Genomic DNA, 15,299 nt, shown 5'->3' on the forward strand with positions numbered 1-15,299 from the left:
AGAACCGGACCCGGAGGACCCGATGGTCGCACCACCGCACACCCCACGTCCCCTGTTGACGGTCGACGATCTCGTCGTCTCGTTCGACGGCCCGCTCGGCGCCTACCGGGCGCTCAACGGTGTCTCGTTCTCCGTCGGCAGGGGCGAGACACTGGCGATCCTGGGGGAGTCCGGGTCCGGTAAGTCGGTCACCGTCCGCGCGGTGATGGCGCTGCTGCCCCGGCACAGCGCGACGATCGAACGCGGCACCATCCGCTACGACGGCGAGGAGATCTCCGCGCTGCCGGTGCGGCGCACCCGCGAGTTGTCCGCCACCGAGATGGCGATGGTCTTCCAGGACTCGTTGACCGCGCTCAACCCGGTGGTCCGGGTCGGCCAGCAGATCGCCGAACTGTTCCGGGTCCGGCAGCGCACCTCACGCCGGGAGGCCTGGCGGCGGGCGGTCGCCGGCCTGGACCGGGTCGGCATCCCGAACGCCGCCCGCCGGGCCCACGACTACCCCCACCAGTTCTCCGGCGGGATGCGCCAGCGGGTGGTGATCGCGATGGCCCTCGCCCTGGGGCCCCGGCTGCTCATCGCCGACGAGCCGACCACCGCGCTGGACGTCACCGTGCAGGCGCAGATCATGGACCTGCTGCGGGAACTGCGCGAGGCCGACGGGATGTCGATGATCCTCATCACCCACGACCTCGGGGTGGTCGCCGACGTGGCCGACCGGGTCGCCGTCATGTACGCCGGCACGGTCGTCGAGTCGGGCCCGCTGCGCACCGTGTACGACGCGCCGGCCCACCCGTACACCCGGGGGTTGATGGCCTCCGTCCCCGCCCCCGACCGGCCCGGCGAGCGGCTGACCCCGATCGAGGGGATGCCGCCGTCGCCGCTGGCGACGCCCACCGGCTGCCCGTTCCACCCCCGGTGCCCGGTCGCCCGCAGCGCCTGCCGCACCGACCGGCCCACCCTGCGCACCGTCGCCGCCGGCCACGAGGCGGCCTGCCACTACGCCGAGGAGGTGATGGCCGGTGTCGACGTCGCAGACGCGGCTTGAGGTCCGGCAGCTCCGGGTCAGCTACCCGACCCACGGTGGCCTGCTGCGCCGGTCGGCGGCCGTGCACGCGGTGGAACGGCTCAGCCTGACCGTCACCACCGGCCGCACCCTGGGCCTGGTCGGCGAGTCCGGCTGCGGCAAGTCCACCCTGGCCCGGACCATCGTCGGCCTGCGCCGACCGACCGGCGGCGAGATCTGGTACGCCGGCGAACGGGTCGACACCGCCGACGCGGCCCGCCGACGCCGGCTGACCGCCGAGATCCAGATGGTCTACCAGGACCCGTACTCGTCGTTGAACCCCCGTAAGAAGGTGTCCTTCATCGTCACCGAGGGATGGCGGGTGCACCGCGGCTCCGTCCCCCGCGACCAGTGGCCGGCCCGCACCGCCGACCTGCTGGCCCGGGTCGGTCTCGCCGCCGAACTCGCCGACCGGTATCCGCACCAGCTGTCCGGCGGCCAACGCCAGCGCGTCGGCATCGCCCGCGCCCTGGCCATGTCGCCCCGGATCCTGGTCTGCGACGAACCGGTCAGCGCGCTGGACGTGTCGGTCCAGGCGCAGACCCTCAACCTCCTCGCCGACCTGCGGGCCGACCTGGGGCTGGGCTACCTGTTCATCGCGCACGACCTGTCGGTGGTCCGGCACATCAGCGACGACCTCGCGGTGATGTACCTGGGCCGGATCGTGGAGACCGGGCCGGCGGCGACGGTGTACGACACCCCGGCCCACCCGTACACCCGGGCGCTGATCTCGGCGGCCCCGGTGCCCCGCCCCTGGGCGACGCCGCCGGCCGAACGCATCCTGCTCACCGGCGAGGTCCCGTCCCCGGCCTCGCCGCCGTCCGGCTGCCGCTTCCGGACCCGGTGCCGACTCGCCCAGCCGCGCTGCGCCGAGGTCGAACCCGAACTGCGCACGGTCGCCGGACGCGAGGTCGCCTGCCACTACGCCGAGTCCAGCCTCGCCGACGCCTCCCCGTCGACCACGGCGGTGACCCGGTGAGCGGCGGCGAACCCGTCCGCGTCGGGGTCGACCTGGGCCAGGGCGGCTGCCGTGCGGTGGCCCGGCACGGCCGCTCGACCGGGCACGCCGAGACCCCGGGCTTCTGGGCCGGTGCCGCCGACGCCCGGATCGTCGAGGCGGTGGCCGGCGCGCTGGCCGACCTGGGCCCGCTCGGCCCGGAGCCGAGGGTGCTGGTCGGCGTCGGCATGACCGGGCTCAACGGCCAGCCGCCGGCGACCGACGCCCTGCGGGCCGGGCTGCGCACCCTCGGTCGGGCCGGGCGGCTGCGCATCGCCGACGACAGCGTGACCGCGTACCTCGGTGCGCTCGGCCCGGTCCCCGGCGCGGTCGTCGCCGCCGGCACCGGCGCGGTGGTCCTCGCCGCCGACGCCGCCGGCCGGACCGCCCGCTCCGACGGCTGGGGCGCCGACCTCGGCGACCGGGGCTCGGGCCACTGGATCGGCCGGAGCGCGATCCGGCTCGCCCTGCGCGACCGGGACCGGGCCGCGCCCGGCCGGCTCGTCGACGCGGTGACCGCCGCCTGGGGGCCGGTCGAGACGCTGCCGGCCCGCTGGCGGGCCGACCCACCGACCCCGGAACGGATCGCGGGCTTCGCCCCCACGGTCGCCGACCTGGCCCGCGCCGGGGACGACGACGCCGGACGGATCTGGCGTCGAGCCGGTGAGCTGCTCGCCGAATCCGTGGTCGGGGCACTGTTCCGGGTCGGCCTCGAGGCGACCCCGGTCCCGGTCGCCGGCACCGGCGGGGTCTTCCGGGCCGCCGACCTGCTGTGGCCGTCGTTCACCGCGGCGCTGCGGGCCGCAGCGCCCGCGGCGCAGCCGGTGCCGGCCGCCGGGGACCCGCTCGCCGGTGCGCTGGCCCTGGCCGACGGGCCACCCGGTCCCGGTCCGTTCCCCGGACCCATCGTCCAGATCGACTTCGACGCAAAGGCAGAACACCGATGAACGTGGCCGAAGCCATCCGTGGACGCCTGGTCGTGTCCTGCCAGGCCCAGGGCCGCAGCCCGTTCCGGGACACCGGACACATGATGGCGATGGCGGCCGCGGCCGTGCTCGGTGGCGCCGCCGGGCTGCGGGGGCAGGGCGTGGACCACGTGCGGGGCATGGTCGACCTCGGGGTGCCGGTGGTCGGGCTGGTCAAGCGGCACACCCCCGGCAGCCCGGTCTACATCACCCCGACCGAGGCCGACGTGACCGCGCTGACCGACGCCGGGGCGCAGATCGTCGCGGCCGACGCCACCGGCCGCCCCCGGCCCGGCGGGGAGAAGCTGTCCGACCTCGTCGCGGCGACCCACGCCGCCGGGGCGCTGTTCATGGCCGACGTCGACAGCCTGGACGCCGCCCTGGCCGCCGTCGACGCCGGCGCCGACCTGGTCGGCACCACGCTGTCCGGCTACGTCACCGGCCCCGTCCCCGACGGACCGGACATCGCCCTGGTGGGGACGCTCAGTCGACATTGTCCGGTTCCGGTCATCGCGGAGGGGCGATACCGTACCCGTACCCAGGTCGCGGCGGCGTTCGACGAGGGCGCATGGGCAGTCGTCGTCGGCACCGCCATCTCGGACCCGGTCAACACCACGCGCAGGTTCGCGCAGGCCTGCCCGCATCCCCGGTTGGACTCGTGATGACCACCAAACTGAGCCAGATCCGCACCGAACTCCGGCACCGCGTCGCGGGCCTGCCGGCACACTCGGCCCTGCCCCGCGAACGGGACCTCGCCGAGGAACTCGGCGTGAGCCGGACGACGCTGCGCCAGGCGCTGCGCGAACTGCTCGACGCCGGCCTGGTCTACACCATCCGGGGGCAGGGCACCTTCGTCTCCGACACCCGGATCGCCAAGGGCACCAGCCTCAGCGGGTTCACCGAGGACATGCTGGCCCGGGGCCTGCAGCCGAGCAGCAAGCTGATCGTCGCGGACGCGATGGTCGCCCGCGACGCGGACGCCTCGGACCTCGGCCTGCCCGAGGGGTCGCTGCTCTACCGGGTGGAGCGGCTCCGGCTGGCCGACGGCGCACCGATGTGCCTCGAAGAGGTGCACCTGCCGGCCGACCTGTTCCCCGGGCTGCTCGTGGAGAACCTCGACACCGGGCTCTACGGGATCATGAAGGACCGCTACCACGTCCAGGTCACGGTGGCCCAGCAGATGATCGCCGCCGTGGTGCCCACCCGCCGGCAGTGCGACCTGCTGGAGATCCCGCCCTCGGCGGCGCTGCTGGAGGTCCGCCGGATCGGCTACGACGGACGCGGCCGGGCCGTCGAACGGGCGGTGTCGCTCTACCGGGGCGACCGCTACCACTTCTCCCTGACCGCACGACGAGGCGAGGCGGACTGATGCGTACCACCCCGACGGAGCAGCACACCGACGTCCTGGTGGTCGGCGGGGGCGTGGGCGGGATCGCCGCCGCGCTGGCCGCCTGCGAGGGCGGCGCCCGGGTCGTCGTGATCGAGCCGTACGGGTGGATCGGGGGACAGCTCACCTCGCAGGCGGTCCCGCCGGACGAACACCCGTGGATCGAGACGCACGGCTCGACGGCCAGCTACCGCCGGTTCCGCCAGGCGGTACGCGACCACTACCGGAGCTGGTATCCGCTGGCCGCCGACGGGTCCGGGCGTCTTCTCAACCCGGGCAACGGCTGGGTCAGTCCGCTGTGTCACGAGCCCCGGGTGGCGCTGGCCGTGCTCCAGGCCATGACCGCCCCCTGGCGGGCGGCGGGGCGGCTCACCGTGCATACCCGGGCGCAGGTCGAACGGGCGCACACCGACGGGGACGCGGTGACCGGCCTGACCGTCCGACTCGCCGACGGCACGCTGTGCCACCTCGGGGCCAGCCTCGTCCTGGAGGCGAGCGAGACCGGTGAGCTGCTGGCCCTGGCCGGCATCGAACACCGCACCGGCACCGAGTCGCAGGCGCAGACCGGCGAACCGAGCGCCCCGGACCGGCCCGCCCCGTTGAACATGCAGGCGGCCACCGTCTGCTTCGCCCTCGAACACGTCGACGGCGACCACACGGTGGACCGGCCGGCCGACTACGACCACTGGCGGACCCGGACCGCACCCGGCTGGCCGGGCCCCCTGTTCAGCTGGACCTACCCCGATCCGCGCACCGGTCGCCCGGTCACCGGCCGGTTCACCCCCAACCCCCGCTCGACGGCGGCGTCGATGGAGGAGGGGCTGGTCGCGCCCGAGTTGTGGACGTACCGGCGGATCCTCGACCGGCAGGCGTTCCGGCCCGGCCTGTTCGCAAGCGACGTGACGCTTGTCAACTGGCCGATGAACGACTACCTGGACGGGCCGCTGTTCGACGTGCCGGACGCCGGGCGGCACGTCCGGCGGGCCAAGGAGGCCAGTCAGGCGTTCCTGTACTGGTTGCAAACCGAGGCGCCCCGCCCGGACGGCGGCACCGGTTTCCCCGGCCTGCGGTTGCGCCCCGACGTGACCGGCACCGCCGACGGCTTCGCCCAGGCGCCGTACATCAGGGAGGCCCGCCGGCTGGTGGCGGTGACCACGCCGACCGAGCAGGACCTGTCGGTCGCGGTGCGCGGGGCCGCCGGCGCGGTCCACTATCCCGACACGGTCGGCACCGGTCACTACCGGATCGACCTGCATCCGACGACCGGCGGCGACGGCTACCTCGACGTGGCGGCGCACCCGTTCGAGATCCCGCTCGGGGCGTTGCTGCCCGAGCGGGTCACCAACGTGATCGCCGCCGGCAAGGCCGTGGGCACCACCCACATCACCAACGGCTGCTACCGGGTGCACCCGGCCGAGTGGTCGATCGGGGAGGCCGCCGGTGCGCTGGCCGCCTACTGCCTGGACCGGCAGATCCCGCCGCACGGGGTCCGCGACAACGCGAAGTCGCTTGAGGACTTCCAGTCCGAGCTGGCCCGGCGGGGGGTCGACCTACGTTGGCCGACGCCCCTGGCGGCGGTCGGGGGAGCGGTGGGAGGCGACGCCCTGCCGGGCTGAGCCCGACGTGGGCAAGTGGCGAGCCCTCCGTCGTCAGCGACGACCGCCGGTCAGGGCGACGAGGTACTGCCCACCGCCCTCCTCGACGCTGGCGGTCACCGGCAGTCCGGGCACCAGCCGGGAGAACCGGTCGACCAGCCAGTCCGCCGCCTCCTGGGCGTCCCTGCGGCGCGGACAGCGGGCGACCAGCTCACGGCCCGCCTTGCGGGAGAGCCGCTCGGCGACGGTGATCAGCGGCGCGGGCTCCACCACGTGCAGGTGGTCCGGCCAGACGATGACGACCTTGACCGCCCCCTTGCGGCTGTTGCAGGCGCGGTGCGCGAGCCGCTCCACGACCTTGGCCTTCCGGTCGGCGGTGCGGCTGTCGACACTGGGACCACGCGCGTGGTTCACCGACATGTCGGCGTCGACCGGCTCGTCGCACACCCAGCATCGCCAACCGTCGCGCTGCGCGACGTCATCGAGGAGACTCATCCGTGCAACCTAGCCTGCCGCCCCGGGCGACCGGACCGGCCGGCGGACCACCGGTCCCCTGTGCCCGTCCCGGGCGGGCGGTCCGCGCCCACCCGGGACAGGCGGAGTTCAGGAGGCGGTGCAGACCGGGGTCAGGCCGGTGGCGGCCCCGGTGCCCTGGAAACCGAACTCGGTGTACTGGCCGGCGGCGACCGAGCCGTTGTAGCTGACGTTGCTGAACTGGATGCTGCCGCTGGTGCCGGTGCGGTTGGCGTTCCACACGCCGGTGACCGCGGCGCCCGACGGCAGGGTGAGCTGGACGTTCCAGCCCTGGATCGGCGCGCTGCCGGCGGTGACCCGGACGGTGGCGACGAAACCGCCGGTCCAGGAGTTCAACGACACCGTGGCCGTGCAGCCGGACGTCGGCGGCGGCGTGGTCGGCGGCGGAGTCGTCGGCGGCGGGGTGGTGGGGGGCGGAGTGGTCGGCGGCGGGGTGGTGGGCGGCGGCGTCGTCGGGGGCGGGGTGGTCGGCGGCGGCGTGGTGGTCGGCGGGGTGGTGCTCCGGCCCTTGTTCAGCTCGTCGAGGACGGCGTAGTACGCCGCCTTCTTCTGGTAGTTGCCGTTGCCGCCGGTGAACAGCAGGCCCCGCTCGGAGGAACGCCACGACTCGCTGTCGGAGATGCCCCAGACGGTGATGCCGGTGCACTTAGCGACGTTCAGGCAGGCCCGGACGACCTTGCGGTAGTTGTCCGCCTGGCCGGCGCCGATGTCGTTGTTGCTCAGGTCGTCGTCGATGTCGACCTCGGACAGGTGCACCTCGACGCCGAGGTCGGCGAAGCGCTGGATGTTGGCCTGGAGGTCGTTGCTGATGATGCTGTTCGGGTTGTCGTTGAAGTGCGACTGGAACCCGACGCAGTCGATGTACTGGCGGTAGGTCCGCACGATGTCGTACAGCGCGTTGGCCTTGCGGTTGGGGCCACCGCCCTGGACGGTCAGCCCCTCGACGTCGTAGTCGTTGATGCAGAGCTTGGTGGAGTAGCCGCCGGCCTGCACGACCTGCTTGGCCCGGATGAACGAGTCCCGGATGACGTCGGTGTCCCCGGCGTCGAAGAAGTCGCCGTCGCCGTTGGCGTCCCGGTTCATGGTGTGCGGCCACTGGTTGCGGCGGCGGCCGGTGTTGTTGTCCTCCAGCGCCTCGTTGACCACGTCCCAGTAGGCGATCTTGCTGCCCCAGCGGTTGATGGCGTTGCCGATGAAGGTGTTCAGCGTGGCCTGGCTGGCCCCCTGGAGCGCGCCGGCCTGCGAGTGCCACACCAGGGTGTGCCCCCGGACCAGCATGCCGTTGCTCTGCGCGTGGTTGACCAGTTGGTCCGCGCCGCTGGTGTTCTGCAGCCCACCGCTCGACGTGGCGATCCGGTCGGGCTTCATGTCGTTCTCGGGGGTCAGCTGGCCGAATTCCTGACCGAGGATCGGGTAGAGCCGGTTCGGTGAGGACGCGGTGCCGAAGAACAGCCCGGCCTTGGCCGCCGCGGCCCGCAGCGTGGTCTCGGCGGCGACGGCCGGGGTGCCGGACTGGACCGCCACCGCGCCACCGACCAGCAGCAACACCGCCGCCGGCAAGGCTGTTCTGCTCACTATCCTGCGTCGCCTCAGGCTGCTGCCCACGGACCCTCCTCGCTACATGACTTCAATAATCGATGCATGTGTATGCCCATCGAAGGGTCAGTATCGATACCACTCGACCGCACTGTCAACAACTTTCGGAAATGTTCCGGAAACCTCTGCGGGCGTGCCGAGCTGGCGGAAGTCAGATTCGCGCAGGTCGACGCGCCGGGACATCGGGTCGCCCGAAGGGCCACGCGCGGTTGCGTCCACCATCCGCCGGGCGGACGCCGAAACATTCGAAATCCGGTCCAGCGGTGACCGGACGACCGGACGGCCGGACGGCCGGAAAAACGCTGGACAGGCCGCCGGCCGGTGGATAGGTTGCCGCTGCCCGTGACACCGCCCGAGGAGGTGAGACCCATGAACGCCGTACCCACGTGGGTGCTCCCCCTGAACGTCGCGGTCGGGCGACCGACGTAACCGTCGCCCGGGAGCGCCCGCCCACCAGGCTCTCCCGAAAGGCGCTTCCCGTGCACCAGTCGCAGTTCGCCACCACCCCGCCCACCGCCGCGGTCGAACCCGCACCAGGTTTCCCGCCCCCGGCCCCTGCCGGCCGGCCATCCCACGACGCCGACGTGATCATCGTCGGCTGTGGCCCGACCGGGGCGATGCTCGCCGCCGAACTACGGCTGCACGACGTGCGGGTACTCGTCCTGGAACTGGAGACCGAGCCCACCTCGATGGTGCGGATCGTCGGCCTGCACGTGCGCACCATCGAACTGATGGCGATGCGCGGACTGCTCGACCGCCTGCACGAACACGGCCGGCGACGACCCGCCGCCGGCTTCTTCGCCGCCATCGCCGCGCCCCCGCCCCCCGGCCTGGACACCGCCCACCCCTACCTGCTGGGCATCCCGCAGCCAGTCGTCGTGCGGCTGCTCGAAGAGCACGCGACCGGCATCGGGGCGCAGGTCCGCCACGGCACGCCGGTGGTGGGCCTCGACCAGGACGGCGCGGGGGTGAGCGTCACGCTGGCCGACGGGCACCGGCTGCGGGCCCGCTACCTCGTCGGCTGCGACGGCGGCCGCAGCACCGTGCGCAAGCTGCTCGGCGTCGGCTTCCCCGGCGAACCCGCGCGGACCGAGACGCTGATGGGGGAGATGGCGGTCGGCGTGTCGCCCGAGGAGATCGCGGCCACGCTGGCCGGCCTCGGCAGGCCCGACAGACGGTTCAGCCTGACCCCCTTCGGCGACGGGGCCTGCCGGGTCGTCGTCCCCGCCGCCGGGGTCACCGACCGGGCCGTACCGCCCACCATCGACGAGGTCCGGCAGCGGTTACGTGCCGTCGCCGGCACCGACTTCGGGGTGCACTCCCCACGCTGGCTGTCCCGCTTCGGCGACGCCACCCGGCTGGCCGACGCGTACCGGGTCGGGCGGGTGCTGCTGGCCGGCGACGCGGCGCACATCCATCCGCCCATCGGCGGGCAGGGCCTCAACCTCGGCGTGCAGGACGCGGTCAACCTCGGCTGGAAACTGGCCGGCCAGGTCCGGGGCTGGGCGCCGGCCACCCTGCTGGACACCTACCAGGACGAACGCCGCCCGGTCGCCGCGGACGTGCTGGACAACACCCGCGCCCAGACGGAACTGCTCTCCGACGGACCGGGCGCGCAGGCCGTACGCCGGCTGCTCACCGAACTGGTGGCCTTCGACGCGGTGAACCGCCACCTGACCGAGAAGATCACCGCGATCGGCGTCCGCTACGACCTCGGCCCGGGACCCGACCTGCTCGGCCGGCGGCTGCGGGACATCGAGGTGCGAGCGGGTCGCCTCTACGACCGGCTGCGCCACGGCCGGGGCCTGCTGCTGGACCGCACCGGTCGGCTCGGCGTCGCCGGCTGGGCCGACCGGGTCGACCACCTCACCGACCCCACGGCGGCCCTGGACGCCCCGTGCGTCCTGCTGCGCCCCGACGGTCACGTCGCCTGGGTCGGCGACGACCAGGCCGACCTGGACGACCACCTGACCCGCTGGTTCGGCCGGCCCACCGGCTGACCGCTGCCGGCCCGCCCGTGCCGGGAACACCCGGCACGAGCGGGCCGGGGCGGCCGACCGAGTAGGAATACTCAGGTACCCACCGCATCCGGCCTCAGGACCCGGCGCGCCGGCCCGGACAGAGTGGTCGGCATGGCCGAGCTACCGCACCGACCCGTCGCCCTGCGTACCGTCGAATCGCCGTTACCGGCCGTGGTGGCGCACGGCCGGCAGGTCGGCCTGGGGGCCCTCGGCCGCGCGGTGGCCGCGCTGGGCCGGCTCGCCGCCCGGCACCCCGCCGGCTGGCGCTGGACGGCCCGGCGGCACCACCCGGCGCTGGACGCGTTGGCCGCCGCGCACGCCCGCGCGGTGTGCGCCCGGGCCGCCCGGCAGGTCCCCGCCTACCGCGCCTTCCTGCAGGCCCGCCCGGCGGGCGTACGCCGCCGGCTCACCGACTTCCCCGAGACCGACAAACGCAGCTACGTGCTGGCGCACGACGCCGCCGCCCGGTGCCGGCACGGGCGGCTGCCCACCCGGGGGGTGGTCGTCGACGAGTCCGCCGGCTCGGCCGGGCAGCCGTTCAACTGGCCGCGCGGCGCACGGGAACTGCACGCCGTGCACCGGGACATCGCCGGCTACACCGGACTGGTCTTCCCGATGCGCCGGCCGTTCGTCATCAACGCCTACTCGATGGGGGCCTGGGCGACCGGGACGACCACCGGCGCGGCGATGGCCCGGATCGCGGTGGTGAAGAACACCGGCCCCGACCTCGGGAAGATCATCGACACTCTGCGGGAGTTCGGCCCCGACTTCGACTACCTGGTGACCGCCTACCCGCCGTTCCTCAAGCACCTGCGCGACCGGCTCGACGCCGAGGGTTTCCCCTGGTCGCGGTACCGCGTCGCGGCCAGCTGCGGCGGGGAGGCGATGACCGAGGCGCTGCGCGACTACCTGGAGCAACGCTTCACCCTCGTCCGGTCGGCGTACGGGGCGTCGGACCTGAGCATCGGCATCGGCGCGGAGACCCGGTTCACCGTGTGGCTGCGCCGCCGTCTGCAGACCGACCGGGGGCTGCGCGACGCCCTGCTCGGCACCGACGAGCAACGGCTGCCGATGGTGTTCCAGTACAACCCGTTCGCCACCTACCTGGAGACCAACGAGCGACGGGAACTGCTCTGCACGGTCACCGGGGACGTGCTCCAGCCCCGGCTGCGCTACAACGTCGGGGACGAGGCGCTGCTCGTGTCGTACCAGCGGGCCGTCGAGCTGGTCTGCGCCGACCCGGTACGCCGGGCCGAGCTGCGCACCGCGCTCGCCGCCGAACGGATGACCCTGCCGCTGCTGCTGCTGTTCGGCCGCAGCGACTCCACCATCTCCTACCTCGGCGCGAACCTCTACCCGCAGGACGTCGAGTACGGCCTCTACGTCGGCAACCCGTACGCCGCCGAGATCAGCCGGTTCTGCCTGGCCCTCGTCGAGGACGCGACGCTGGAGAGCCGACCGGTGATCCACCTCGAACTGCGCCGCCCGCTGACCGCCCCGCAACGCGCCGCGCTCGCCGACGCGTGCCGCCTCGGCGTCCGCCGCCACCTGACCTCCGTCTCCCGCGACTTCGCGCAGTCCCTGGTGGAGGACTCCACCGCCGGTGACCTGCGGGTCGAGCTGCACGAGCCCGGCACCGGCCCGTTCGCCGGCCAACAGAAGATCAAGAACAGCTACCTGGTGAGGTGACCATGCGTACCCGTGACTTCTCCCGTGCCCCCGCGCAGGCCCGCGCCGGCGCCATGTTCATCGGCGGCACCCGCTACACCAACCCGCTGGTGCTGCTGCGGCTCGCCCCCTCCTGGTTCCGGATGCTGCGCGACATGCGCCGGATGAACGGCTACTGCTGGCACACCGTCTACTGGCAGTTCCCGCTGACCCTCGGCACCATCGCGTTCTTCACCGACCGCGACGCGATGCTGCGCTTCGCCCGCACCCGGCACCATCGCCGGCTGATGGTCTGGCTGACCGACGGCACCCGCAACGCCACCGCCGGCTTCATCCGGCTCTACACCGCCAGCCCCGACGGCTACTCCAACGGCACCTGGCGGGCCGAGGGCCCCGAGATGGGTCACATCGACACCTTCACCCCGCTGGGCGCGGAGACGACCGGGCCGGCGGTACGCCGATGAGCCCCGCCCGGCACCGGTTCACCCGGGTCACCGACCGGCGCGGCCTGCGGCAGTTCCTGGCCTTCGGCGACCGGCTCTACGCCGGCGAACCCCGCCACGTGCCCACCGGCCGTCAGCAGATCCGCCGCTGGTGGCGCGACGGCGTACCGCTGTACCTGCTGCGCGACGCCGCCGGCACGGTCGTCGGCCGGACCACCCTGCACACCGACGCGGACTTCGACGCCAAGCTCGGCCGCCGCTGCCAGCTCTTCGGGCTCACCGAGTTCACCGAGCCGGCGGCGAAGCCGCTGTTCGACGCGATCACCGCGCACGCCGGCACCGACCGGGACCTGCTGTTCGGCCCGGTGGCGCTGCTACCCAACCAGGCCGGCGGCGTGATCACCTCCGGGCACGCCGAGCGGGGCTTCGTCGACAGCGCCTGGAACCCGCCGTGGTACCCGACCGCCTACGAGGCGTACGGGTTCGTCCGCCGGTTCGAGGCCGACACCTGGATCTGCCCCGTGCCCGCCCCGCCGGAGCCGGTCCCGCCGGTGCACGTCGACCCGGACGGCGCGCGGATCGCACTGCACCGGGGCGACGTACGCCGCCTCGACGAACAGCTCGACCTGCTGCGCGGGATGCTCAACGCCTCCTTCGCCCAGCTCGGCTACTACACGCCGATCTCCGCCGCTCAGCTACGGCGGCAGACCGACGGGCTGGCGTACCTGCTGGACGAGTCGCTGCTGCTCTACCTGACCCGCGACGGCGAGCCGGTAGCGTTCGTGCTCTGCGTACCCGACATCAGCGAGTTCCTGATCACCGTCCGGGGCGACCTGCACCTGCTCAACCAGGCCCGGTTGCTCGCCGCCCGCCGCCGCTACCGCCGGGAGGCGGTGCTGATCGTCAAGGGGGTGCTCCCGCAGCACCAGGGACGCGGCTACCAGCGGCTGCTCTCCACCCACCTGCACCGCAACCTGTACGACGGGGGTTACACCACACTGCGCAGCACCTACGTCGAGCGGGACAACGCCGCCTCGGCCGCCCAGTACCGCCGCCTCGGCGGTCGCCCGCTGCACGGGTACACCTTCTACGCCAGGGAGCGCTGATGGACCACGACGCGTTCCGCGCCCTCGAACCGTGGTGCTGGCGGGCACCGAGCGCGCACAACACCCAGCCGTGGCGGCTGCGCTACGAACCCGACGCGATCCGGATCGGCTGGGACCCCGCCCACACCCTGCCCGTCGGCGACCCCACCGGCCGGGACCTGCGGCTGTCCCTCGGCGCGTTCGTCGAAACCTGCCTGGTCGTCGCGGCCGACGCCGGCCTGCGGCTGGAGTACGTCGCCGACCACGACGAACAGCACAGGTGGGTGGGTTCGCTGCGGCCCGCGCCCGAGCGTTACCCGACGCCGTTCCGCACCAGCGACGTGTGGGACCGCCGGACCGATCGGGGCACCCTCACCGGGGCGGTGGACCCGGAGACCCTGACCGCGCTGGAGGCGGTCGCCCGCCCGGCCGGCGGCGCCGTGCGGGCCGTGCCGGACGCCGGCCGGCTCGGCACCCTGCTGCGCACCGCCGACCGCCGGCAGTACGCCGACCCGGCGGTCGTCGCCGAACTGCGGCAATGGCTGCGGCTGGACCCGACACATCCGGGTTACCACGCCGACGGGCTGACCGACAGGTGCCTCGTCCTGTCGCGTCCCGCCGCCGTCGGGCTGCGCGCGGCACTGGCCGGGTACCCGGTGCTGCGCCCGCTGGGCCTGCCGCGACTGCTCGCCGCCGCCGGGGGCGACCCCCTCGCCCTCGGCGGCACCGTGCTGGTCCTGATCGCCCCGGACCACCTCGACCCGCCCGGCCAGGTCGAGTTCGGACGGGTGCTGCTGCGGGCCTGGCTGACCCTGCACACGGCGGGCCTGGCCGCCCACCCGCTGAGCCAGCTCATCGACGTCCCCGCCACTCGGGCGGCGCTCGGTGCGCTGCTCGACGTCGCGCCGCAGCGCCTGCTGCACGTCACCCGGGTCGGCCGGCCCACCCGCCCCGCACCCCGCTCGGCCCGCCGGGTCGCTGCCGGTCGGGCCTGACCGGCCCGGAGGTCGGCGGCGGCCCGACGTGGTCAGGCCGGATTGGCCGGGGCGCGACCGCTGATCTGCACGAAGGGGAAGCCGTTGACGACCACCCGGGGGTCGTCGAGGGCGGCCATCGTCGCGGTGAGGTCGGCGTCGGTCACCCCGTGGGTCAGCAGGGCGGCCCGGAGCTGGGGAATGCCGGCCCGCAGCAACCGGCAGCCCGGGTCGCCGCCCCGCCACTGGTCTGCTGTGGTGCCCGACCGCACGTCGGTCAGCCCCGCGTCGACGAAGACGGCGGGGGCCCGCCGCGCCCACCCCGTGTCGAGGCCCCGCGCGGTCAGCGTCGCCACGTGGGCGGCCAGGTAACGGATCAGCAGGTCGGCGGTTGCCGCGTCGGGTGCGTCGGCGACGAAGTCGGCGGGCGGGTGGGCGAACTCGCCGATCAGCAGCGCGCCGCCGGGCCGCAGCGCGGCGACCATCCGCCGCAGCGCCTCCTCCCGGCGGGGCAGGTGGCCGAGGACCAGCCGGGCGTGCACCAGGTCGAAGGTGCCGGGTGGTTGGTCGGTGACGATGTCCTCGCGGCGCACGACGAGGCCGGGCCGGGCCGGGATGTGCTGCGGGGCGATGTCCGTGGCGACCACCTCGGCGGCCCGTCCGGCCAGCCAGAGCGCGATGCTGCCGGCCCCGGCGGCCACCTCCAGGCAGCGTCGGCCGGTCAACTCGCCGAGTTCGGTGAGGGCGGCCCGGGTCGGTCCGTCCAGCAGGCCCGCCAGCGCGTCGTGGTGCGCGGTGGCCTGGTCGCTGGCGTTGTCGAAGGAGTAGCCCTGCGTGTCCACCCGGCCATCGTGCCGCACGACCCGCAGCCGCGGCGCCCCGGTCGGGCGACGTCCGCCGCGTTCCCGGTCGGCGGTGTGCCGCCACCCGTCTTCCACTGGACGGAAGGCGTGGTCCCCGGCGGCGGCCCC

General features: G+C 74.1%; 14 protein-coding genes. 11 read left to right on the top strand and 3 right to left on the bottom strand.

Annotated elements, in window-relative coordinates; genetic code table 11:
* Positions 1–22: 22 nt before the first annotated feature.
* Genes B5D80_RS05185 through B5D80_RS05210 form a run of 6 tightly spaced genes read left to right on the top strand, consistent with a single transcriptional unit; the run spans position 23 to position 6,028 of the window.
* Positions 23–1,045 (top strand): ABC transporter ATP-binding protein, encoded by a 1,023-nt coding sequence (locus B5D80_RS05185; protein ID WP_088642604.1) that lies wholly within the window; start codon positions 23–25, stop codon positions 1,043–1,045.
* Entirely contained in the window at positions 1,020–2,042 is a 1,023-nt protein-coding gene (locus tag B5D80_RS05190; RefSeq protein ID WP_088642605.1) for an ABC transporter ATP-binding protein, read from the top strand. The genes B5D80_RS05185 and B5D80_RS05190 overlap by 26 nt, the downstream gene beginning before the upstream one ends.
* Positions 2,039–3,007: an N-acetylglucosamine kinase gene (locus B5D80_RS05195; protein ID WP_158224137.1), complete on the top strand. Its 969-nt coding sequence runs from the start codon at positions 2,039–2,041 to the stop codon at positions 3,005–3,007. The genes B5D80_RS05190 and B5D80_RS05195 overlap by 4 nt, the downstream gene beginning before the upstream one ends.
* Positions 3,004–3,687, top strand: a complete 684-nt coding sequence (locus B5D80_RS05200; protein WP_088642607.1) for an N-acetylmannosamine-6-phosphate 2-epimerase — start codon at positions 3,004–3,006, stop codon at positions 3,685–3,687. The genes B5D80_RS05195 and B5D80_RS05200 overlap by 4 nt, the downstream gene beginning before the upstream one ends.
* Positions 3,687–4,394 carry a GntR family transcriptional regulator gene (locus B5D80_RS05205; protein WP_158224138.1) on the top strand — a complete coding sequence of 236 codons (708 nt, stop codon included), beginning with the start codon at positions 3,687–3,689 and terminating at the stop codon, positions 4,392–4,394. Before B5D80_RS05200 ends, B5D80_RS05205 begins: the two co-directional genes overlap by 1 nt.
* Entirely contained in the window at positions 4,394–6,028 is a 1,635-nt protein-coding gene (locus B5D80_RS05210) for an FAD-dependent oxidoreductase (RefSeq protein ID WP_088642609.1), read from the top strand. The genes B5D80_RS05205 and B5D80_RS05210 overlap by 1 nt, the downstream gene beginning before the upstream one ends.
* A gap of 33 nt (positions 6,029–6,061) precedes the next feature.
* On the opposite strand, the gene B5D80_RS05215 is transcribed toward B5D80_RS05210, so the two are convergent.
* Positions 6,062–6,502 carry a hypothetical protein gene (locus tag B5D80_RS05215; RefSeq protein ID WP_088642610.1) on the bottom strand — a complete coding sequence of 147 codons (441 nt, stop codon included), beginning with the start codon at positions 6,500–6,502 and terminating at the stop codon, positions 6,062–6,064.
* 108 nt (positions 6,503–6,610) lie between these two features.
* The gene (locus tag B5D80_RS05220) at positions 6,611–8,116 is read right to left on the bottom strand and encodes an endo-1,4-beta-xylanase (RefSeq protein ID WP_245854251.1); all 1,506 of its coding nucleotides are present in this window, start codon (positions 8,114–8,116) and stop codon (positions 6,611–6,613) included.
* A 605-nt stretch (positions 8,117–8,721) separates the two neighbouring features.
* Between B5D80_RS05220 and B5D80_RS05225 the strand changes: the two genes are divergently transcribed.
* The 5 genes from B5D80_RS05225 (at position 8,722) to B5D80_RS05245 (ending at position 14,349) form a co-directional block, all read left to right on the top strand.
* Positions 8,722–10,137 (top strand): FAD-dependent monooxygenase, encoded by a 1,416-nt coding sequence (locus tag B5D80_RS05225; RefSeq protein WP_281253437.1) that lies wholly within the window; start codon positions 8,722–8,724, stop codon positions 10,135–10,137.
* Positions 10,138–10,269: 132 nt separating this feature from the next.
* Positions 10,270–11,847 (top strand): phenylacetate--CoA ligase family protein, encoded by a 1,578-nt coding sequence (locus tag B5D80_RS05230; RefSeq protein WP_088642690.1) that lies wholly within the window; start codon positions 10,270–10,272, stop codon positions 11,845–11,847.
* Positions 11,848–11,849: 2 nt separating this feature from the next.
* Positions 11,850–12,290 (top strand): DUF4188 domain-containing protein, encoded by a 441-nt coding sequence (locus B5D80_RS05235; RefSeq protein WP_088642613.1) that lies wholly within the window; start codon positions 11,850–11,852, stop codon positions 12,288–12,290.
* Positions 12,287–13,375 (top strand): GNAT family N-acetyltransferase, encoded by a 1,089-nt coding sequence (locus B5D80_RS05240; protein WP_088642614.1) that lies wholly within the window; start codon positions 12,287–12,289, stop codon positions 13,373–13,375. The genes B5D80_RS05235 and B5D80_RS05240 overlap by 4 nt, the downstream gene beginning before the upstream one ends.
* The gene (locus B5D80_RS05245) at positions 13,375–14,349 is read left to right on the top strand and encodes a nitroreductase family protein (RefSeq protein WP_088642615.1); all 975 of its coding nucleotides are present in this window, start codon (positions 13,375–13,377) and stop codon (positions 14,347–14,349) included. Before B5D80_RS05240 ends, B5D80_RS05245 begins: the two co-directional genes overlap by 1 nt.
* 32 nt (positions 14,350–14,381) lie before the next feature.
* Here B5D80_RS05245 and B5D80_RS05250 read toward each other — a convergent pair whose 3' ends face one another.
* The gene (locus B5D80_RS05250; protein ID WP_158224139.1) at positions 14,382–15,170 is read right to left on the bottom strand and encodes a class I SAM-dependent methyltransferase; all 789 of its coding nucleotides are present in this window, start codon (positions 15,168–15,170) and stop codon (positions 14,382–14,384) included.
* Positions 15,171–15,299 lie beyond the last annotated feature (129 nt).

This window comes from Micromonospora wenchangensis, assembly GCF_002210435.1.
GTDB classification, from domain to species: Bacteria; Actinomycetota; Actinomycetes; order Mycobacteriales; family Micromonosporaceae; genus Micromonospora; species Micromonospora wenchangensis.

Bases quoted from the DNA above. Each gene is read 5' to 3' on its own strand.
- B5D80_RS05210 (WP_088642609.1), top strand. From the start codon at position 4,394: ATGCGTACCACCCCGACGGAGCAGCACACCGACGTCCTGGTGGTCGGC.
- B5D80_RS05215 (WP_088642610.1), bottom strand. From the start codon at position 6,502: ATGAGTCTCCTCGATGACGTCGCGCAGCGCGACGGTTGGCGATGCTGG.
- B5D80_RS05235 (WP_088642613.1), top strand. From the start codon at position 11,850: ATGCGTACCCGTGACTTCTCCCGTGCCCCCGCGCAGGCCCGCGCCGGC.
- B5D80_RS05205 (WP_158224138.1), top strand. From the start codon at position 3,687: ATGACCACCAAACTGAGCCAGATCCGCACCGAACTCCGGCACCGCGTC.
- B5D80_RS05230 (WP_088642690.1), top strand. From the start codon at position 10,270: ATGGCCGAGCTACCGCACCGACCCGTCGCCCTGCGTACCGTCGAATCG.
- B5D80_RS05240 (WP_088642614.1), top strand. From the start codon at position 12,287: ATGAGCCCCGCCCGGCACCGGTTCACCCGGGTCACCGACCGGCGCGGC.
- B5D80_RS05185 (WP_088642604.1), top strand. From the start codon at position 23: ATGGTCGCACCACCGCACACCCCACGTCCCCTGTTGACGGTCGACGAT.
- B5D80_RS05245 (WP_088642615.1), top strand. From the start codon at position 13,375: ATGGACCACGACGCGTTCCGCGCCCTCGAACCGTGGTGCTGGCGGGCA.
- B5D80_RS05200 (WP_088642607.1), top strand. From the start codon at position 3,004: ATGAACGTGGCCGAAGCCATCCGTGGACGCCTGGTCGTGTCCTGCCAG.